The organism is Pseudomonas stagnisoli, assembly GCF_048595745.1.
Classification (GTDB): domain Bacteria; phylum Pseudomonadota; class Gammaproteobacteria; order Pseudomonadales; family Pseudomonadaceae; genus Aquipseudomonas; species Aquipseudomonas alcaligenes_A.
Genome location: NZ_CP184361.1, coordinates 1,273,621 through 1,287,807 on the forward strand (window position 1 = coordinate 1,273,621; position 14,187 = coordinate 1,287,807).

The window sequence follows — 14,187 nt, forward strand, 5'->3', positions numbered from 1 at the left end:
CGAAGGGCCGCGCAAAACTGGCCCGTCCCTTCGGGTTGCGCGCAAAATCGTGCCGTGCGTTGTTGCGGCCCTTGGCAAGGGATCACCCGAGCCAGCACGCCGCGCCTAGCCCGGCGCGATTTTGTGCAGCAACGTGGCAGACCCTAGGTATCCCTCCTTCTCGTTTCACCCTGGAGTGCACATGGATTCCATCACGCAGCTGGCTGAACAACTGGGCGCGCGGCTCAAGGCGCTTGGCGCCCGGGTCTGCACCGCCGAGTCCTGTACCGGCGGAGGCATTGCCGAGGCGATTACCCGTATCGCTGGCAGCTCGGCCTGGTTCGAGGCCGGCTATGTCACCTATTCCAATGCCCAGAAGACAGCCCAACTCGACGTGCCGGCGGAGCTGTTCCCGCGCGTTGGCGCGGTCAGTCGCGAAGTGGTGGAGGCCATGGTTGGTGGTGCCCGGCGTCACAGTGGAGCTCGCTTTGCCGTGGCGGTCAGCGGCATCGCCGGGCCCGATGGCGGTTCGCCGGAGAAACCGGTCGGCACCGTCTGGCTGGCCTGGGCCGATGGCGAGCGCTGTTTCGCCGAGCGTTGCCTGTTCGCTGGTGATCGCGAGGCGGTGCGGCGGCAGACGGTCGAACGGGCGCTGGCAGGATTGCTCCGACTGACGGCGGGAGAAAATCCGTCTCGGGGGTAGGCGCGCGATTTGCCTTATGGAATACTACTGTCTACTTATACAGTTGTTGGTGAGCGACCGGCTCCCTTTGATCACGTGAGGATGGAAATGGACGAGAACAAGAAGCGCGCGTTGGCGGCAGCCCTGGGTCAGATCGAGAAGCAGTTCGGCAAGGGTGCCGTGATGCGTATGGGCGACCACGACCGCCAGGCCATTCCGGCCATTTCCACCGGCTCCCTCGGTCTCGATATCGCACTCGGCATCGGCGGCCTGCCGAAGGGCCGTATCGTCGAGATCTACGGGCCGGAGTCCTCGGGTAAGACCACCCTGACCCTGTCGGTCATCGCCGAGGCCCAGAAGGCCGGTGCCACCTGTGCCTTCGTCGATGCCGAGCACGCGCTGGACCCCGACTACGCCGGCAAGCTGGGCGTGAATGTCGACGACCTGCTGGTTTCGCAGCCGGACACCGGCGAACAGGCCCTGGAAATCACCGACATGCTGGTGCGTTCCAATGCGGTGGACGTGATCATCGTCGACTCTGTGGCCGCACTGGTGCCCAAGGCCGAAATCGAGGGTGAGATGGGCGACTCCCACGTCGGCCTGCAGGCCCGCCTGATGAGCCAGGCGCTGCGCAAGATCACCGGCAACATCAAGAACGCCAACTGCCTGGTCATCTTCATCAACCAGATCCGTATGAAGATCGGCGTGATGTTCGGCAACCCGGAAACCACCACCGGTGGTAACGCCCTGAAGTTCTATGCCTCCGTGCGTCTGGACATTCGCCGCACCGGCGCGGTGAAGGAAGGCGACGAGGTGGTCGGCAGCGAGACCCGCGTCAAGGTGGTGAAGAACAAGGTGGCTCCGCCGTTCCGCCAGGCCGAGTTCCAGATCATGTATGGCAAGGGCATCTACCGCACCGGAGAGATCATCGACCTCGGCGTGCAGCTCGGTCTGGTGGAGAAGTCTGGTGCCTGGTACAGCTACCAGGGCAACAAGATCGGCCAGGGCAAGGCCAACGCCGCCAAGTATCTGGAAGACAATCCGGAAACCGGCAGCGCCATCGAGAAGATCATCCGCGACAAGCTGCTAGTGGCTGGTGCAGCCGCTCGTGGTGCCGCCGAGGCCGAAGAGGATGATCTGGCCGATCTGGACGCCTGATTACCGAGGCTGAATGGTCGTGACCGCCATGCTCGATACTGCCGTTGCCGTGCGCCGCGCGGCGATGGATCTGCTGGCCCGGCGCGAGCATGGCCGTGTCGAGCTGACGCGCAAGCTGCGCCAGCGCGGTGCCCCGCAGGAGTTGATCGACGGCGCCCTCGACCGCCTGGCTGAAGAGGGGCTGTTGTCGGAGAGTCGTTATCTGGAGACCTTCGTCGCCAGTCGCGCGCGAGCCGGCTACGGGCCGGTACGCATCCGCGAGGAGCTGGCCCAGCGCGGCCTGCCACGCCCATCCATCGAGCAGGCTCTGAGCGAGGCGGAGGTGGACTGGGGTGAGCAACTGCGCGAGTTGTGGCAACGCAAGTTCGCCGGTCACTTTCCCGAGGACATGCGCGAAAAAGCCAAGCAGGCGCGCTTTCTGGCCTATCGCGGTTTTTCCCAGGAGCAGATAGGGCGCCTGCTGCGCGGTGCCAGTCTGGACTGATTTCCCCTTGAGCCCGGAGCTTGTCCCCTCTCCGGGCTCTGTTTTTTCTGTGCTGCCAGGTGCGCCATTCCTCTCTTGCGCCTGGCGCCTTTCTCAGCCGTTCTGTGCCCAGTTCTGTGGCAGGTTGATGAAGTCCACCAGCTGACGCAGGCGCCCATGGTCGCGGGCGTTGAAGCGGAACGCCAGGCGGGTCAGCTCGCACAGCTCGGGCTCGTCGCTTTCGATTTCGCAGTAGGGCTGCTGCAGAAAGCCCTCGCCGCGGCAGAGATCGGCGAACTCCCTGTCCAGCGTGTGCATGGCCTCTGCGCTGAGCGGATGCGTCATGCGAATCACGAACTGATCTTTTAGCCAGCGCGAGGAGTGGAAGTTGCGGTAGAAACGGGCAATTTCCTGGCCGGCTTCCTCGGCACTGTGAACCAGATGCAGCAAGTGCATGTCGCTGGGCAGGATGTACTGGCGCGCCTCCAGTTGCTGGCGCAGGAAGTCCTGGAAGTGCTCCCAGTAGTTGCTGTTCGGTTCATCGAGCAGGACGATGGGGACCAGCGGGCTCTTGCCTGTCTGCACCAGGGTCATCACCTCCAGTGCCTCGTCCAGGGTGCCGAAGCCGCCTGGGCAGAGCACCAGGGCATCGGCTTCCTTGACGAAGAACAGCTTGCGCAGGAAGAAAAAATGGAACGACAGCAGGTTGCTGGTGCCACGTACCGTGGCATTGGCACTCTGCTCGAAGGGCAGGGTGATATTGAAGCCCAGGCTGTTCTGCAGCCCCGCGCCCTCGTGGGCGGCGGCCATGACGCCGCCGCCGGCACCGGTGATCACCATCAGGTCGAGGCGTGAGAGGGTCTGGCCGAGTTCCCGGGCCAGCTGGTAGACGGGGTGGTCGGTCGGCGTGCGTGCGGAGCCGAAGACCGTGACCTTGCGCCGGCGCTTGAACTGCTCAAGGGCGCTGAAAGCCTTCTCCATTTCGCGCAGGGTCTGCAGCATGATCTTGGCGTCCCAGCGGTTGCGGTCGGCCTGGGCCATGCGGATCACGGTGGTGATCATTTCCTGGTACAGCGGCAGGTTGGGACTGTTGGCGGGGACCACCAGCGCGGCCAGTTCCTCCACCTTGCTGGTCAGATCGATGCCGCTGGTCTGGAAGTGTCGGGACAGATAGTCATCCGGTTCGTAAGGCATGGACATCTCCTTCTACTGATGTGGGCTTCGGCCCGTTGCCTGCGGCCGCTGCCCATAGCGAAATTATGGCTTGCCGGCGCCATGCCGTTCGTCCGTCATGCGCGAAGGTCTGCGGCGCTCTGTTTTACTTGCAGTGTCGACCGCTCGGTCGACGCAGGAAGGGAGGGGCAGGTATGCCCAAGCTGACACTGGAGCTGGATCTGCAGTTGTATCGTCTGCTGGTACAGGCCGCACGTATCAACAATCTGACCCTGGAAGAAGAATGCCTGCGCAGGCTCGAAGGGGGCGTGCGCCGGTCAAGCTACATGCAGGCGCTGCTGGCCGAGCTCCGGGCCGATGGCGAGCAGCAGCGTGGCAAGGGCTGATTACTGCACGCCGCAGTCAGTCTTGACGAAGCGCGCTACCGCCACGGGGCGATTGCTCTTGTACTCGCTGAATTGGTAGCGCAGTACCGCACCCTGGGCCAGCAGGTTGCGATAGCCCGGGTTGGTGCAGACGCTGGCGGCCAGCTGGTTGCGCACGGTGGTCGGGTTGGCGCGCATCTGCTCGGCGTGCGCGGCGCGTACGCTGAGGTGGTTGACCAGCTCGTTGCCCTCCACGGTGTAACCCTGGTCGAGAATGTCCTCGTTGATTGCCCGCGGCGTGCCGACGCTGCTCTCCTTGGCGACCCGCTCCAGCAGGCGCGTCAGTTCATGCTCCTGCAGCGAGGCTGCGTGAGCGGCAGGCAGCAGGGTGGCGAGGGCGAACAGGGTGATGAAGCGGGGCATGAGGCTCTCCATGGAATGCAGTGCTGCCTTCGACCGGTGCTCCTGGCCCGGGTTCAGCAGGTGCCCATCTTACTCCCTGCCGGCGGCGAAGGTAGACTGCGCGCCTTTTCCGTGGAGTCGCTCATGAGCAGCCATGCCGTTTCCCGTCTGCGCAGCGAGCGCCTGGCGCGCAGCCTCAAGCCCTTTGTCTCGCGTGGCTCGCGCTCCGAGCGCTGCCCCGGCTGCCGGGTGATTCCCAGTTACTGCCTGTGTGCCTGGCGGCCGCGCGTCGAGGTGCAGGCGGGCGTGTGCCTGCTGATGTACGACGTGGAGGCGTTGAAGCCGAGCAATACCGGCTGGCTGATCGCCGATCTGGTGGCCGATACCCATGCCTTCGGCTGGCAGCGTACCGAGGTTGATCCGCGTCTGCTGGCGCTGCTGGACGATCCGCAGTACGCCCCCTGCGTGGTGTTCCCCGGCGAGTACGCCGAGCCCGAGCGGGTGATCGAGGTGCTGCCGCCGCCGACCGACGGCAAGCGGCCGCTGTTCATCCTGCTCGACGCCACCTGGACCGAGGCACGCAAGATGTTCCGCAAGAGTCCCTACCTGAACCGCTTTCCGGTACTCAGCCTGCGCCCTGAGCAGTTGTCACGCTACCGCCTGCGCCGCTCCAAGCGCGACGAGCACCTGTGCACGGCCGAGGTGGCGGCGCTGTGCCTGGAGCTGGCCGGGGAGCCGCGTGCGGCACAGGCGCTGGACGCCTGGCTGGACCTGTTCACCGAGCATTACCTGGGCGCCAAGCACCGCCGTGTGCTGGACGAGCAGAGCCCGGCGCATCAGGCCATCCGGCCTTTTCTGTAGCGCGACGGCGCCAGGCTAGGCGGCACTCAGGCGCGCTTGGGCCACAGCTGCGCCAGCAGCATACCGGCGAACATCAGCGCGCAGCCGAAGTAGCCTTTCAGTGCCAGCGCCTCGCCGAGCAGCAAGGCGCCGGCGATGGCGGCGAATACCGCCTCCAGCGAGAGGATGATCGCCGCGTGGGAGGCGATGGCATGCTTCTGCGCCACCACCTGCAGGGTGAAGCCGACCGCCACCCCGAGCAGGCCGCCATAGAGAATGGCCGGACCGGCGGCGAGGATGGCCTCGAGCCTGATCTCCTCGAACAGCACCGCGAGTACGAGGCTCAGCACGGCGCAGACGGCGAACTGCAGCAGGGCCAGGCGCAGCGGGTCGTGACGGCTGGCGAAGAAGCTCACTAGCAACACGTGGACACCCCAGACAAAGGCACCGGCCAGCTGCAGCCAGTCCCCGGAGGCGACCTGGAAGCCTTCGCCGACGCTGAGCAGGAACATGCCGACCACCGCCAGCCCCGCGCCCAGCCAGGTGCCCATGCCGGTGCGCTGGCCGATCAGCAGGCCGAGCAGCGGCACCACGATGACATACAGGCCGGTGATGAATCCCGAGTTTGTCACGCTGGTGAACAACAGGCCGACCTGTTGCAGGTTGATGCCCAACGAAAGCGCCAGGCCCATGGCCAGGCCGCCGAGCAGCAGGCCGCGGTTGACTGGCTCGGGCTTGTGCTCGCCCTCGCGCTTGCCCAGCCAGAGCACCAGCGGCAGCAGCGCCAGGGTGGCGAGGGTGAAGCGCAGGCCGGTATAGAGGAAGGGGCCGATCGCATCCATGCCCAGGCGCTGGGCGACGAAGGCAGAGCCCCAGATCATCGCGGTCAGCAGCATCAACAGGTCGGCGCGCAGGGCTTGGCTTCGCATGGCGGTTCTCGGCAGGAAAAGCTGGCGACTTTGCCGCAAAGCGCGGAACTTGACCACCCCGTCACGGCTCGGCATGCTGAGCGCCGCCTCGCCAGCCAGCTCGACAACAAGAACAGGAAAGCCATGGCCGCATACGAGATTCTCATTGCCGATGATCACCCGCTATTTCGCAGCGCTCTGCACCAGGCGCTGACCCTCGGGCTCGGCCCGGAAGTGCGCCTGGTGGAAGCGGCCAGCATCGCTGAACTGGAAGCGCGCCTGAGCGAGAAGAGCGACTGGGACATGGTCCTGCTCGATCTGAACATGCCCGGTGCCTACGGCTTCTCCGGCCTGGTGCTGTTGCGCGGTCAGTATCCGCAGATTCCGGTGGTGATGATCTCGGCGCAGGAAGAGGCGGCCGTGGTCGCGCGCTCCCGCGAGTTCGGCGCCAGTGGCTTCATTCCCAAGTCCAGCCCGCTGGAGACCATTCAGCAGGCCGTGCGCCAGGTCCTCGAGGGCGAGGTCTGGTGGCCGCCGCAGGCGTTCGAGGCGGTCAGTGTCTCGGCTGAAGCCAAGGCTGCCAGCGCCGGACTGGCGAGCCTGACGCCCCAGCAGTTCCGCGTGCTGACCATGGTCTGCGAAGGCCTGTTGAACAAGCAGATCGCCTTCGAACTGAGCGTCTCCGAGGCCACCATCAAGGCCCACGTCACCGCCATCTTCCGCAAGCTGGGCGTGCGCACCCGCACTCAGGCCGCGCTGCTGCTGCAGCAGATGGAATCGATCCCCGGGCAGTGAGCCCTTCACGCATTTTTGACGGCCAGGCGCTTAAGGTGCCGACCTCCATCGCACAGGACTGTTGTTCTTCATGTCGCCATTCAAGGGCCAGACCGGCCTGAAACGTATCTTTAACGCCGCCGGCTATTCCCTCGACGGTCTGCGCGCGGCCTTCACCGGCGAAGCCGCCTTCCGCCAGCTGGTACTGCTCAACGTGGTGCTGATTCCGCTGGCTTTCTGGCTCGACGTGAGCCCGGTGGAGCGGGCACTGATGGTGGCGGTGAGCATGCTCTCGCTGATCGTCGAGCTGCTCAATTCGGCGGTGGAGGCGGCCATCGACCGCATCTCGCTGGAGCGCCACCCGCTGTCGAAGAATGCCAAGGATATGGGCAGCGCCGCGCAGCTCACCTCGCTGGCGGTGATCGGTCTGGTCTGGGCGATCATCCTGCTCGGCTGATCGTCGGCTCCGCCGCTGGGCGGAGCTTAGAGCACCCCGGCCTTCTTCCAGGCCAGATAGCGTCCGACCAGCTCCGGCCCCAGCTCCTTCGGCCGTGCATCCAGCACCGGTACGCCGTGCGCCAGCAGGCGCTCGTGCAGGCCGGCGCGGGCATTCAGGTAGTCGACCGTGCCGCAGTAGGCCAGGGCCTGCTCGTAGTCCTGTACCTGGGTGTAGCGCAGGCGATCCAGTACTTCCTCGCGCAGGCTGGCAATCAGTACCCGATGCTGGCGGCCCAGGCGCTTGACCGCACCGAGCAGCTCCTCGTCGTCCTCGTCGCGCAGGTTGGTCACCAGCACCACCAGCGCACGGCGGCGCTGGCGCGCCAGCAGGGCATTGATCGCGGCCGCGTAGTCGGCCGGGCGACGGGTGCTGTCGAGCGCGTACACGGCGTTGAGCAGGCTGCCGATGTGGGCCTGGCCCTTGACCGGGGCCACGTACCGGTCCTGCTTGCCGGCGAAGGTCGCCAGGCCCACGGCGTCGCCCTGGCGTAGCGCCACGTAGCTGAGCAGCAGGCAGGCATTGAGCGCATGGTCGAAGTGCGACAGCTCGTCGTCCTGGCTGCGCATGCGCCGGCCGCAGTCGATGAGGAAGACGATCTGCTGGTCGCGTTCGTCCTGGTATTCGCGGGCGATGGGCGTGCGCTTGCGCGCGGTGGCTTTCCAGTCGATCTGGCGCAAGGTGTCGCCGTCGCGGAAGTCGCGCAGCTGGTGGAATTCCAGACCCAGGCCGCGGCGCTGACGCTGGCGCACGCCCATCTGGCTGAGCCAGTCGTCCACCGCCATCAACTGGGCGCCGTAGAGGCGGGCGAAGTCCGGGTAGACGCGGGTTTCGCTGGCCTGGTCGATGAAGTGGCGGGCCTGCCACAGGCGCAGTGGGCTGGGCAGCAGCAGCTCGCAGCGCGGAATGCGGAAGTGTCCGCGCTTGAGTGGGCGTACCCGGTAGCCGAACTCGGTCTGCTCGCCCGGATGCAGCTCCACCTGTTGCGGCATGAATTCGAAATCCATGTGCTCGGGTAGATGGTCGAAAACCTGCACCGCCAACGGCTGGCGATAGTCGTGGTGCAGGGTCAGGCGCACCTCGCTCCAGCGTCCCAGCGGCAGGTTGCCGGGCAGTTGGCGCTGCAGGCGTGGTGTCGGCAGGCGCCGCAGCCAGAGGGCATCAGCAGCGGCGATCAGCAGCAGTGCCAGCAGCAGGCCCCACCACAGCGGCTGCAGGGTCTGCGGCAGCTTGATGCCGAGCAGCGGCAGGCTGCCGAGAACGATCGCCAGGGCCAGCAGGCCACCGATCAGGGCGAGTAACAGGCGCGAGGGTTTCACAGGCGCGGTGCCGGAACCTGGTCGAGCAGCTGCTGCAGCACCTGATCCACCGACAAGCCTTCGATATCCAGTTCCGGCGCCAGGCGCACGCGGTGGCGCAGCACGGCCAGGGCGCAGGCCTTGACGTCATCTGGCACCACGAAGTCGCCGCCGCGCAGCAGGGCACGCGCGCGACCGCCACGGACCAGGGCGATCGAGGCGCGCGGGCCGGCGCCCATGGCCAGGCCCGGCCAGCTACGTGTGGCGCGCGCCAGACGCACGGCGTAGTCGAGCACCTGGTCGTCGATCGCCAGTTCGCTGGCGATCTTCTGCAGGGCCAGCACGTCCTTGGCTGACAGCAGGGTGCGCAGCGGCGCCACTTCGAGCATGTCGGCCTTGGCCGAGCGGGTGACCTGGCGGACCAGGGTCAGCTCTTCATCGGCCTGCGGGTAGTCCATGCGCAGTTTGAGCATGAAGCGGTCCAGCTCGGCTTCCGGCAGCGGGTAGGTGCCTTCCTGCTCGATCGGGTTCTGCGTGGCCATCACCAGGAACGGCTGCGGCACCGGCATGGCGCGGCCTTCCAGGGTGATCTGACGTTCCTGCATCACTTCCAGCAGGGCCGCCTGGGTCTTGGCCGGGGCGCGGTTGATCTCGTCGGCCAGCAGCAGGTTGGTGAAGGCCGGGCCCTTGCGCAGCTTGAACTGTTCGCTGGCGAGGTCATACACGGCATGGCCTGTGACGTCGCTGGGCATCAGGTCTGGGGTGAACTGGATGCGCGCAAACTCGCCGCCGAAGCACTTGGCCAGGGCGCGGACCAGCAGGGTCTTGCCCAGGCCGGGCACGCCCTCGACCAGCACGTGACCGCCAGCGATCAGCGCGGTGAGTACGTCGTCCACCACCTGGCGCTGACCGACCACGGCCTTCTGCAGCTCCAGGCGCAGGGCCTGCAGCATCTGGCTGGCGCGCTGGCGCTGCTGGGCGGCCGGGTTGGCCGGCGCTGCAGTCGGCGTGGCGGCCGCGGCTGGCGCAGGAGCTGGCATGGCGGCAGGGGTGTCGGAGCTGGTGCTGGGTTGCTGCGGAATTTCGCTCATAGGGCATTCCTGAGAGTTTGCAGGTTGGCGACCTGGCGGGTGAAGTCGGCGGCGGACAGACGCTGTGCCGGCAGCGGGCGCATGGCGGCGCTGACGGCACCGCTGGGCAGGCGGGTGAGACGACCGAGGACCTGCCACTGTTCGGCCACCGGCAGGCGTTCGAAGCCGGGATGACGATGGCGGGCACGGCGCAGGATGTCGCGCTGCAGAGTGCTCAGCAGCTGTTGCTGGCCGACGCGGCGCAGCAGGAAGTCGGCGCCAGCGCGCAGGTGCTCCTCCAGCTGGCGGCGTGATGGCACCTGCGGCGTCTGCAGCGGGCCGTGACGCAGGCCGACGTGCCACAGCAGCAGGGCCAGCAGCAGGGCGAGGGCCACCAGCGCGGCGGGGTAGTGCTTGAGCAACTGGCTGAGCAGGTCATCGCGCTCGGTGCTGTAGACCAGGGTCACGGCGCTGTCCTGGCCGAGGTACCAGAGCAGCCAGGCGTTGTCGTAGTCGCCGATGCGGTCGTTCTGCCACAGCCAGGCATCGGTCAGCACGGTGATCAGGCCCTGCTCATGCTGCAGTTGCAGCATGTGGGTGGATTCACCGCTGTTGGCCCAGGCGTAGGCGCGGTTCTCGCTGTCGAGCAGGTGGAAGCTGGTGTTGAACTCGACGTAGGCCGGGGCGTCCTCGTTCTCCAGGTAGATCTTGGTCAGCTCCGGATAGCGATCTTCTTCCTCGGCAGCTTGCGCCTCCTCGTCGGCGCCCGCAGTCTCGGCTTCGGCTTCGGCTTCGGCTTCGGCTTCGGCTTCGGCTTCGGCTTCGCTATCCAGCGCTTCGTCTTCGATGGCCTCTTCGCTACCTTCGTCCTCTTCGAGGCTGGTGTCGTACTGCTGCACGCCGATGCTGTCCAGCAGCAGGTCGCCGCTGCGACCTTCCTCCTCGTCCCACATCTCTTCGGCGACGAACACCAGGTGCCCGCCTTTGGCGGCCCAGTCCAGCACCTGTTGGCTCTGGCGCGGCGTCATGTTGTGGCGTGGCCCCAGCAGCATCAGGGTCTGGCCGGCGGCGGGCAGGTCCTTGAGCACCTCCAGGCCATCGGCGCGCCTGACGCTGATCTTCTGTTGGCGCAGGAACAGTTCGGCCGCCAGGTACTCGTTGGCCCTCGCCTCGGGAGAGGGCCCGTGGTCGATCTGTTCTTCGTAGGGTTGCAGCCGCTGCACCAGCAGCAGACCGCCCCAACCGAGGAGGATCAGCAGTAGGCCGCCAAGGGCAAGCTTCATCGGCCGAGTCATGCGCGGCGCTCCTGGGCGAACAGGCGGCGCCAGGCCTCGCAGATGCCACGCTTGAGGTTTTCCGGCGGCAGGCGGTGGCCGTAGGCGAGGTTCTGCCAGTGGCGGGTCAGAACCTGGCTGAAACGGCTCAGTTCATCGTTGTGCAGGCCCTCGACCAGGCGCAGCACCTCGCCCTCGGTGTGCGAACCCTTGAGGGGCAGGCGGAAATCGTGCAGCAGGCGGCTGAGCAGGGCCCGATAGAGCAGGCCGAGGGCTTCGCGCGGGTGCTCGGCCCAGAGCCTTTCGGCTTCCCCGGCGATATCGTCGGGCAGGCTCTCCGGCGCGATTTCGAGGCCGAACAGCTGTTGCGGCATGGCGCGGGCGCGGCGCTGCGGCAGCCCGATGCGGCCGGCGAAGGTGCTCAGCCACTCGCGGTAGCGCCACAGCAGCAGACCGATCAGCAGGATCAGCGCGGCCCACAGCAGGGTTTCGACGGTCAGGGCGATCAGGTCCAGCTTGCCCCACCACTCGCCGATCTTGAGCAGTTTCTCGATCGTTTCGGCGAAGCCCTTGATGTCTTCCTCACTCGGTTCCTCGGCTTTTTCTTCCTCGCCGAAGCGCCAGCGGGTGACGGTTTCGCGATTCTCGAAAGGCGCCGCCTCGAGCAGCCGGGTAATACCGTCCTGGGCGGCCTTGCTGGTCAGTGGCTGGCTCAGCAGGCGCTCGGCATCCGGGCCCATGGGGTCGTCGAAGGGCACCGGGCAGGTGGCGGCCGGCTCGTCGGCCAGTGCTTCGCCGGCCGGCAATACCAGCACCAGGGCGATGCCGGCCAGCAGCAGGGCATAGGCGCTGCCGAGCAGGCGCTGGCGCAGGCGGCGGAAGGTCAGCTCGATGTCCCAGGCTTCCAGCTCGGTGCGGCGGTTGAGATAGAGGGTGAAGCCGCAGGCGACGTAGATCGGCTCCCAGAACACCAGCACCAGCACGTAGAGCAGGTTGGACAAGTGTTCCAGCCACAGCCACTCGCCGCTACTGGCTGCGATCAGGGCGTTCCAGTCCCACTCGATCTCCACCTGCTGCGGCACCAGTAGCCAGAGCAGGGTGGCCAGGCCCATCCACAGGAGCATTTCCAGGTGCACGCCGAAGATGGTCAGCCACGCGGCGCTGCCAGCGTGGCGCTGGCCGAGCACGGTCAGGCGCTTGCTGCGGGCTTCGCCGCCCAGGCCTTCGAGTTGTAGCACCGGCAGGTCGAAACTGCGTGTCGGGCTCAGGCGGCGCCAGGTCAGGCTGGCCAGCAGCTGCGGCTTGAGCAGGCCGGGTAGGGCGCGCAGCGCTTCCTTGAGCGTGGGCACTTCGCCGAACAACGAGCGCGACAGGATGTGCAGTGGCAGGCGCTCCCAGGCCGGCTTCAGCCACCAGAACAGCAGGGCGGCGAGGCCTGGATAGCGCCACAACAGCACGCTGAGCAGGACGAACAGCGGCAGCGTCACGGCAGCCCAGCTGAGCATCAGCAGGCCGGCATGGCGCCGGGCCAGGAGCACGCCAAGGTCGATGGCTTCCCAGGCGCTGCGCGGACGGATGGCAACGCTGGCGTCAGTCAGGCGCATGGCGAGTCCGTCCGGCGAACAGGAAATAGGCGATCACCAGCAGCCACAGGCCGGCGCCGACCCCGTACTTGGTCAAGGGGCTGGCGTAGGTCATCGAGGACCAGTAGGCCTCGACGAAAGCGGCGATCAGCAGAAACAGAATGACCCCGGCAACCAGCTGGATGGCCTGGCGGGCCGCGCGGCGCAGCGCTTCGCCGCGGGGCAGGCGGCCGGGGGCGAGCAGCGCCCAGCCGAGCTTGAAACCGGCGGCACCGGCGAAGGCGATGGCGGTGAGTTCGAAGGCGCCGTGGCCGATGACGAAGGACCAGAAGGTCTCGCTGTAGCCGATGCGCGTCAGATGGCCGGCGATGGCGCCGATCACCAGGCCGTTGTAGAGCAGGAAGAACAGGCTGCCGAGACCGAAGATCAGGCCGCTGGCGAAGGTCTGAAAGGCGATGCCGATGTTGTTCATGATGTAGAAGCCGAACATCATCCAGTCGTCGCCGGAGTCGCGCTCGGCGAAGCGGCCGATACGTCTGGCGCCCGGGTCATACATTTCTTCCATCTCGCGCACCTGTTCCGGTGCAATCAGGCTGTAGATCAGTTCGGGGAACAGGTAGGTCAGCAGGCCCATGCCGATCAGGGCGCCGAAGAACAGCAGGCAGCCGGCCAGCACGGCGCGCCATTCGTGGCGCACCAGTTGCGGGAAGCCGGCAATCACGAAGCGGATGATCTGCGCACCCAGATGACTGCGGTGGCGATAGAACTGCTGGTGGCCACGCATGGCCAGCTGCTGCAGCTGGTCGATCAGGTGGCTGCTATAGCCGCGCTCCTCGGCCAGGGCCAGGTGCTGGCACAGGTGGCGATAGTCGTTGGCGAAGCGCTCGCAGGCCTGGCGCTCGGCCTTGCCCTTCTCCAGTGCGCTCAGGCACTCGTCGAAGCGTTGCCAGTCGGCAGCGTGGCGCTGTTCGAACAGATGCTGCTTCATGTTGACCCCAACAGGCCGCGAGCAATGCCGTGCAGGCGCTTCTCGGTCTGCTCCGGCAGGCTCTCCAGGGGCTCGGCGAGAATGCCGGCCAGCTCGGCGCGGCGAGCGGCCGAAAGGTCGGCGCTGCGCTCGGCGAAGTCCAGCAGGGCACGCTGCTCGACCAGGCTCAGGCTGAAGGGCGCGCGCTCGGCGTCTGCTTCCGGCAGCTGTGGGCGCTTGGGTGGTTCGTCGCGGTAGACCACCAGGGTGCCGGCGGCGAGGTCGCCGAGGCGTTTGAAACTCGGGTGACTGAGGCTGCTGACTGCGCCGACGCAGTAAGCGAAGGGCAGCATGTCCACGGCGCGCAGCAGGTTGCGGGTCAGCGAAGCTGCCCAGCCCACCGGCGTGCCGTCATCGTGTATCACGCGCAGGCCCATGGCCTTCTTGCCAGGGGTGCGGCCCTGGTAGAGCACTTCGAACAGCACCGGGTACCACCAGTTGATCAGGAAATACAGGATGGTGCCGAGGCCCATGCCGAACTGGCCGAGGATAGCCAGGATGAAAAAGGCGCCCAGCAGAATGGCGCCGCGGATCAGCAGGTCGATGCCGAAGGCGAGGGCGCGCGGCAACAGGCCGGCGGGCCGGAGGATCAGGTCGATGCCCTCTGGCGTTTCCACCTGGTGGCGTGTGTCCAGCAATGCGGCTGGGGGCGTGGCTGAAATGGCGGGCATCGGTCTACTGCATCGAAGAATGCC

General features: G+C 66.6%; 16 protein-coding genes. 7 read left to right on the forward strand and 9 right to left on the reverse strand.

Annotated elements, in window-relative coordinates; genetic code table 11:
- Window positions 1-181 precede the first annotated feature (181 nt).
- The 3 genes from ACOAPY_RS06090 (at window position 182) to recX (ending at window position 2,303) form a co-directional block, all read left to right on the forward strand.
- Complete coding sequence (locus ACOAPY_RS06090; RefSeq protein WP_465155618.1) at window positions 182-682, forward strand: CinA family protein; 501 nt, start codon at window positions 182-184, stop codon at window positions 680-682.
- Between the two features lie 87 nt (window positions 683-769).
- Complete coding sequence (gene recA / locus ACOAPY_RS06095) at window positions 770-1,819, forward strand: recombinase RecA (protein ID WP_076427813.1); 1,050 nt, start codon at window positions 770-772, stop codon at window positions 1,817-1,819.
- 19 nt (window positions 1,820-1,838) lie between these two features.
- Window positions 1,839-2,303 carry a recombination regulator RecX gene (gene recX / locus ACOAPY_RS06100; RefSeq protein ID WP_330099857.1) on the forward strand — a complete coding sequence of 155 codons (465 nt, stop codon included), beginning with the start codon at window positions 1,839-1,841 and terminating at the stop codon, window positions 2,301-2,303.
- Window positions 2,304-2,396: 93 nt separating this feature from the next.
- Here the strand turns inward: recX and ACOAPY_RS06105 are convergent, their stop codons facing one another.
- Window positions 2,397-3,476, reverse strand: a complete 1,080-nt coding sequence (locus ACOAPY_RS06105; RefSeq protein ID WP_465155620.1) for an LOG family protein — start codon at window positions 3,474-3,476, stop codon at window positions 2,397-2,399.
- Between the two features lie 173 nt (window positions 3,477-3,649).
- On the opposite strand from ACOAPY_RS06105, the gene ACOAPY_RS06110 reads away from it, so the two are divergent.
- Window positions 3,650-3,841, forward strand: a complete 192-nt coding sequence (locus ACOAPY_RS06110; RefSeq protein ID WP_076427809.1) for a hypothetical protein — start codon at window positions 3,650-3,652, stop codon at window positions 3,839-3,841.
- On the opposite strand, the gene ACOAPY_RS06115 is transcribed toward ACOAPY_RS06110, so the two are convergent.
- Window positions 3,842-4,243, reverse strand: a complete 402-nt coding sequence (locus ACOAPY_RS06115) for a quorum-sensing-regulated virulence factor family protein (RefSeq protein ID WP_465155622.1) — start codon at window positions 4,241-4,243, stop codon at window positions 3,842-3,844.
- Window positions 4,244-4,366: 123 nt separating this feature from the next.
- Between ACOAPY_RS06115 and ACOAPY_RS06120 the strand changes: the two genes are divergently transcribed.
- A complete protein-coding gene (locus ACOAPY_RS06120; RefSeq protein WP_465155624.1) occupies window positions 4,367-5,083 on the forward strand; it encodes a tRNA-uridine aminocarboxypropyltransferase in 717 nt (238 codons plus the stop codon).
- Between the two features lie 26 nt (window positions 5,084-5,109).
- On the opposite strand, the gene ACOAPY_RS06125 is transcribed toward ACOAPY_RS06120, so the two are convergent.
- Window positions 5,110-5,991, reverse strand: coding sequence for a DMT family transporter (locus ACOAPY_RS06125; RefSeq protein ID WP_061905121.1), 882 nt, complete (start codon window positions 5,989-5,991; stop codon window positions 5,110-5,112).
- 123 nt (window positions 5,992-6,114) lie between these two features.
- Between ACOAPY_RS06125 and erdR the strand changes: the two genes are divergently transcribed.
- Window positions 6,115-6,765 (forward strand): response regulator transcription factor ErdR, encoded by a 651-nt coding sequence (erdR, locus tag ACOAPY_RS06130; protein WP_465155626.1) that lies wholly within the window; start codon window positions 6,115-6,117, stop codon window positions 6,763-6,765.
- A gap of 70 nt (window positions 6,766-6,835) precedes the next feature.
- Window positions 6,836-7,201 carry a diacylglycerol kinase gene (locus tag ACOAPY_RS06135; RefSeq protein ID WP_465155627.1) on the forward strand — a complete coding sequence of 122 codons (366 nt, stop codon included), beginning with the start codon at window positions 6,836-6,838 and terminating at the stop codon, window positions 7,199-7,201.
- 26 nt (window positions 7,202-7,227) lie between these two features.
- Here the strand turns inward: ACOAPY_RS06135 and ACOAPY_RS06140 are convergent, their stop codons facing one another.
- Genes ACOAPY_RS06140 through ACOAPY_RS06165 form a run of 6 tightly spaced genes read right to left on the reverse strand, consistent with a single transcriptional unit; the run spans window position 7,228 to window position 14,163 of the window.
- Complete coding sequence (locus ACOAPY_RS06140) at window positions 7,228-8,559, reverse strand: DUF58 domain-containing protein (protein ID WP_465155630.1); 1,332 nt, start codon at window positions 8,557-8,559, stop codon at window positions 7,228-7,230.
- Complete coding sequence (locus ACOAPY_RS06145; protein WP_043216917.1) at window positions 8,556-9,578, reverse strand: AAA family ATPase; 1,023 nt, start codon at window positions 9,576-9,578, stop codon at window positions 8,556-8,558. Before ACOAPY_RS06145 ends, ACOAPY_RS06140 begins: the two co-directional genes overlap by 4 nt.
- Window positions 9,579-9,625: 47 nt before the next feature.
- On the reverse strand, window positions 9,626-10,903 hold the full coding sequence (locus tag ACOAPY_RS06150) for a DUF4350 domain-containing protein (RefSeq protein ID WP_465155632.1): 1,278 nt from the start codon (window positions 10,901-10,903) through the stop codon (window positions 9,626-9,628).
- On the reverse strand, window positions 10,900-12,486 hold the full coding sequence (locus ACOAPY_RS06155) for a DUF4129 domain-containing protein (protein ID WP_465155634.1): 1,587 nt from the start codon (window positions 12,484-12,486) through the stop codon (window positions 10,900-10,902). Before ACOAPY_RS06155 ends, ACOAPY_RS06150 begins: the two co-directional genes overlap by 4 nt.
- Complete coding sequence (locus ACOAPY_RS06160) at window positions 12,473-13,453, reverse strand: stage II sporulation protein M (RefSeq protein ID WP_076580792.1); 981 nt, start codon at window positions 13,451-13,453, stop codon at window positions 12,473-12,475. The genes ACOAPY_RS06155 and ACOAPY_RS06160 overlap by 14 nt, the downstream gene beginning before the upstream one ends.
- Window positions 13,450-14,163 (reverse strand): RDD family protein, encoded by a 714-nt coding sequence (locus tag ACOAPY_RS06165; protein WP_061905116.1) that lies wholly within the window; start codon window positions 14,161-14,163, stop codon window positions 13,450-13,452. Before ACOAPY_RS06165 ends, ACOAPY_RS06160 begins: the two co-directional genes overlap by 4 nt.
- Window positions 14,164-14,187 lie beyond the last annotated feature (24 nt).

What these genes read in the sequence shown, in the direction of transcription:
- ACOAPY_RS06105 (WP_465155620.1), bottom strand. Translation starts at nt 3,476, where the DNA reads ATGCCTTACGAACCGGATGACTATCTGTCCCGACACTTCCAGACCAGC.
- ACOAPY_RS06160 (WP_076580792.1), bottom strand. Translation starts at nt 13,453, where the DNA reads ATGAAGCAGCATCTGTTCGAACAGCGCCACGCTGCCGACTGGCAACGC.
- ACOAPY_RS06165 (WP_061905116.1), bottom strand. Translation starts at nt 14,163, where the DNA reads ATGCCCGCCATTTCAGCCACGCCCCCAGCCGCATTGCTGGACACACGC.
- ACOAPY_RS06120 (WP_465155624.1), top strand. Translation starts at nt 4,367, where the DNA reads ATGAGCAGCCATGCCGTTTCCCGTCTGCGCAGCGAGCGCCTGGCGCGC.
- ACOAPY_RS06155 (WP_465155634.1), bottom strand. Translation starts at nt 12,486, where the DNA reads ATGCGCCTGACTGACGCCAGCGTTGCCATCCGTCCGCGCAGCGCCTGG.
- ACOAPY_RS06145 (WP_043216917.1), bottom strand. Translation starts at nt 9,578, where the DNA reads ATGCCAGCTCCTGCGCCAGCCGCGGCCGCCACGCCGACTGCAGCGCCG.
- erdR (WP_465155626.1), top strand. Translation starts at nt 6,115, where the DNA reads ATGGCCGCATACGAGATTCTCATTGCCGATGATCACCCGCTATTTCGC.
- ACOAPY_RS06150 (WP_465155632.1), bottom strand. Translation starts at nt 10,903, where the DNA reads ATGACTCGGCCGATGAAGCTTGCCCTTGGCGGCCTACTGCTGATCCTC.
- ACOAPY_RS06135 (WP_465155627.1), top strand. Translation starts at nt 6,836, where the DNA reads ATGTCGCCATTCAAGGGCCAGACCGGCCTGAAACGTATCTTTAACGCC.
- ACOAPY_RS06125 (WP_061905121.1), bottom strand. Translation starts at nt 5,991, where the DNA reads ATGCGAAGCCAAGCCCTGCGCGCCGACCTGTTGATGCTGCTGACCGCG.
- recA (WP_076427813.1), top strand. Translation starts at nt 770, where the DNA reads ATGGACGAGAACAAGAAGCGCGCGTTGGCGGCAGCCCTGGGTCAGATC.
- ACOAPY_RS06110 (WP_076427809.1), top strand. Translation starts at nt 3,650, where the DNA reads ATGCCCAAGCTGACACTGGAGCTGGATCTGCAGTTGTATCGTCTGCTG.
- ACOAPY_RS06115 (WP_465155622.1), bottom strand. Translation starts at nt 4,243, where the DNA reads ATGCCCCGCTTCATCACCCTGTTCGCCCTCGCCACCCTGCTGCCTGCC.
- ACOAPY_RS06090 (WP_465155618.1), top strand. Translation starts at nt 182, where the DNA reads ATGGATTCCATCACGCAGCTGGCTGAACAACTGGGCGCGCGGCTCAAG.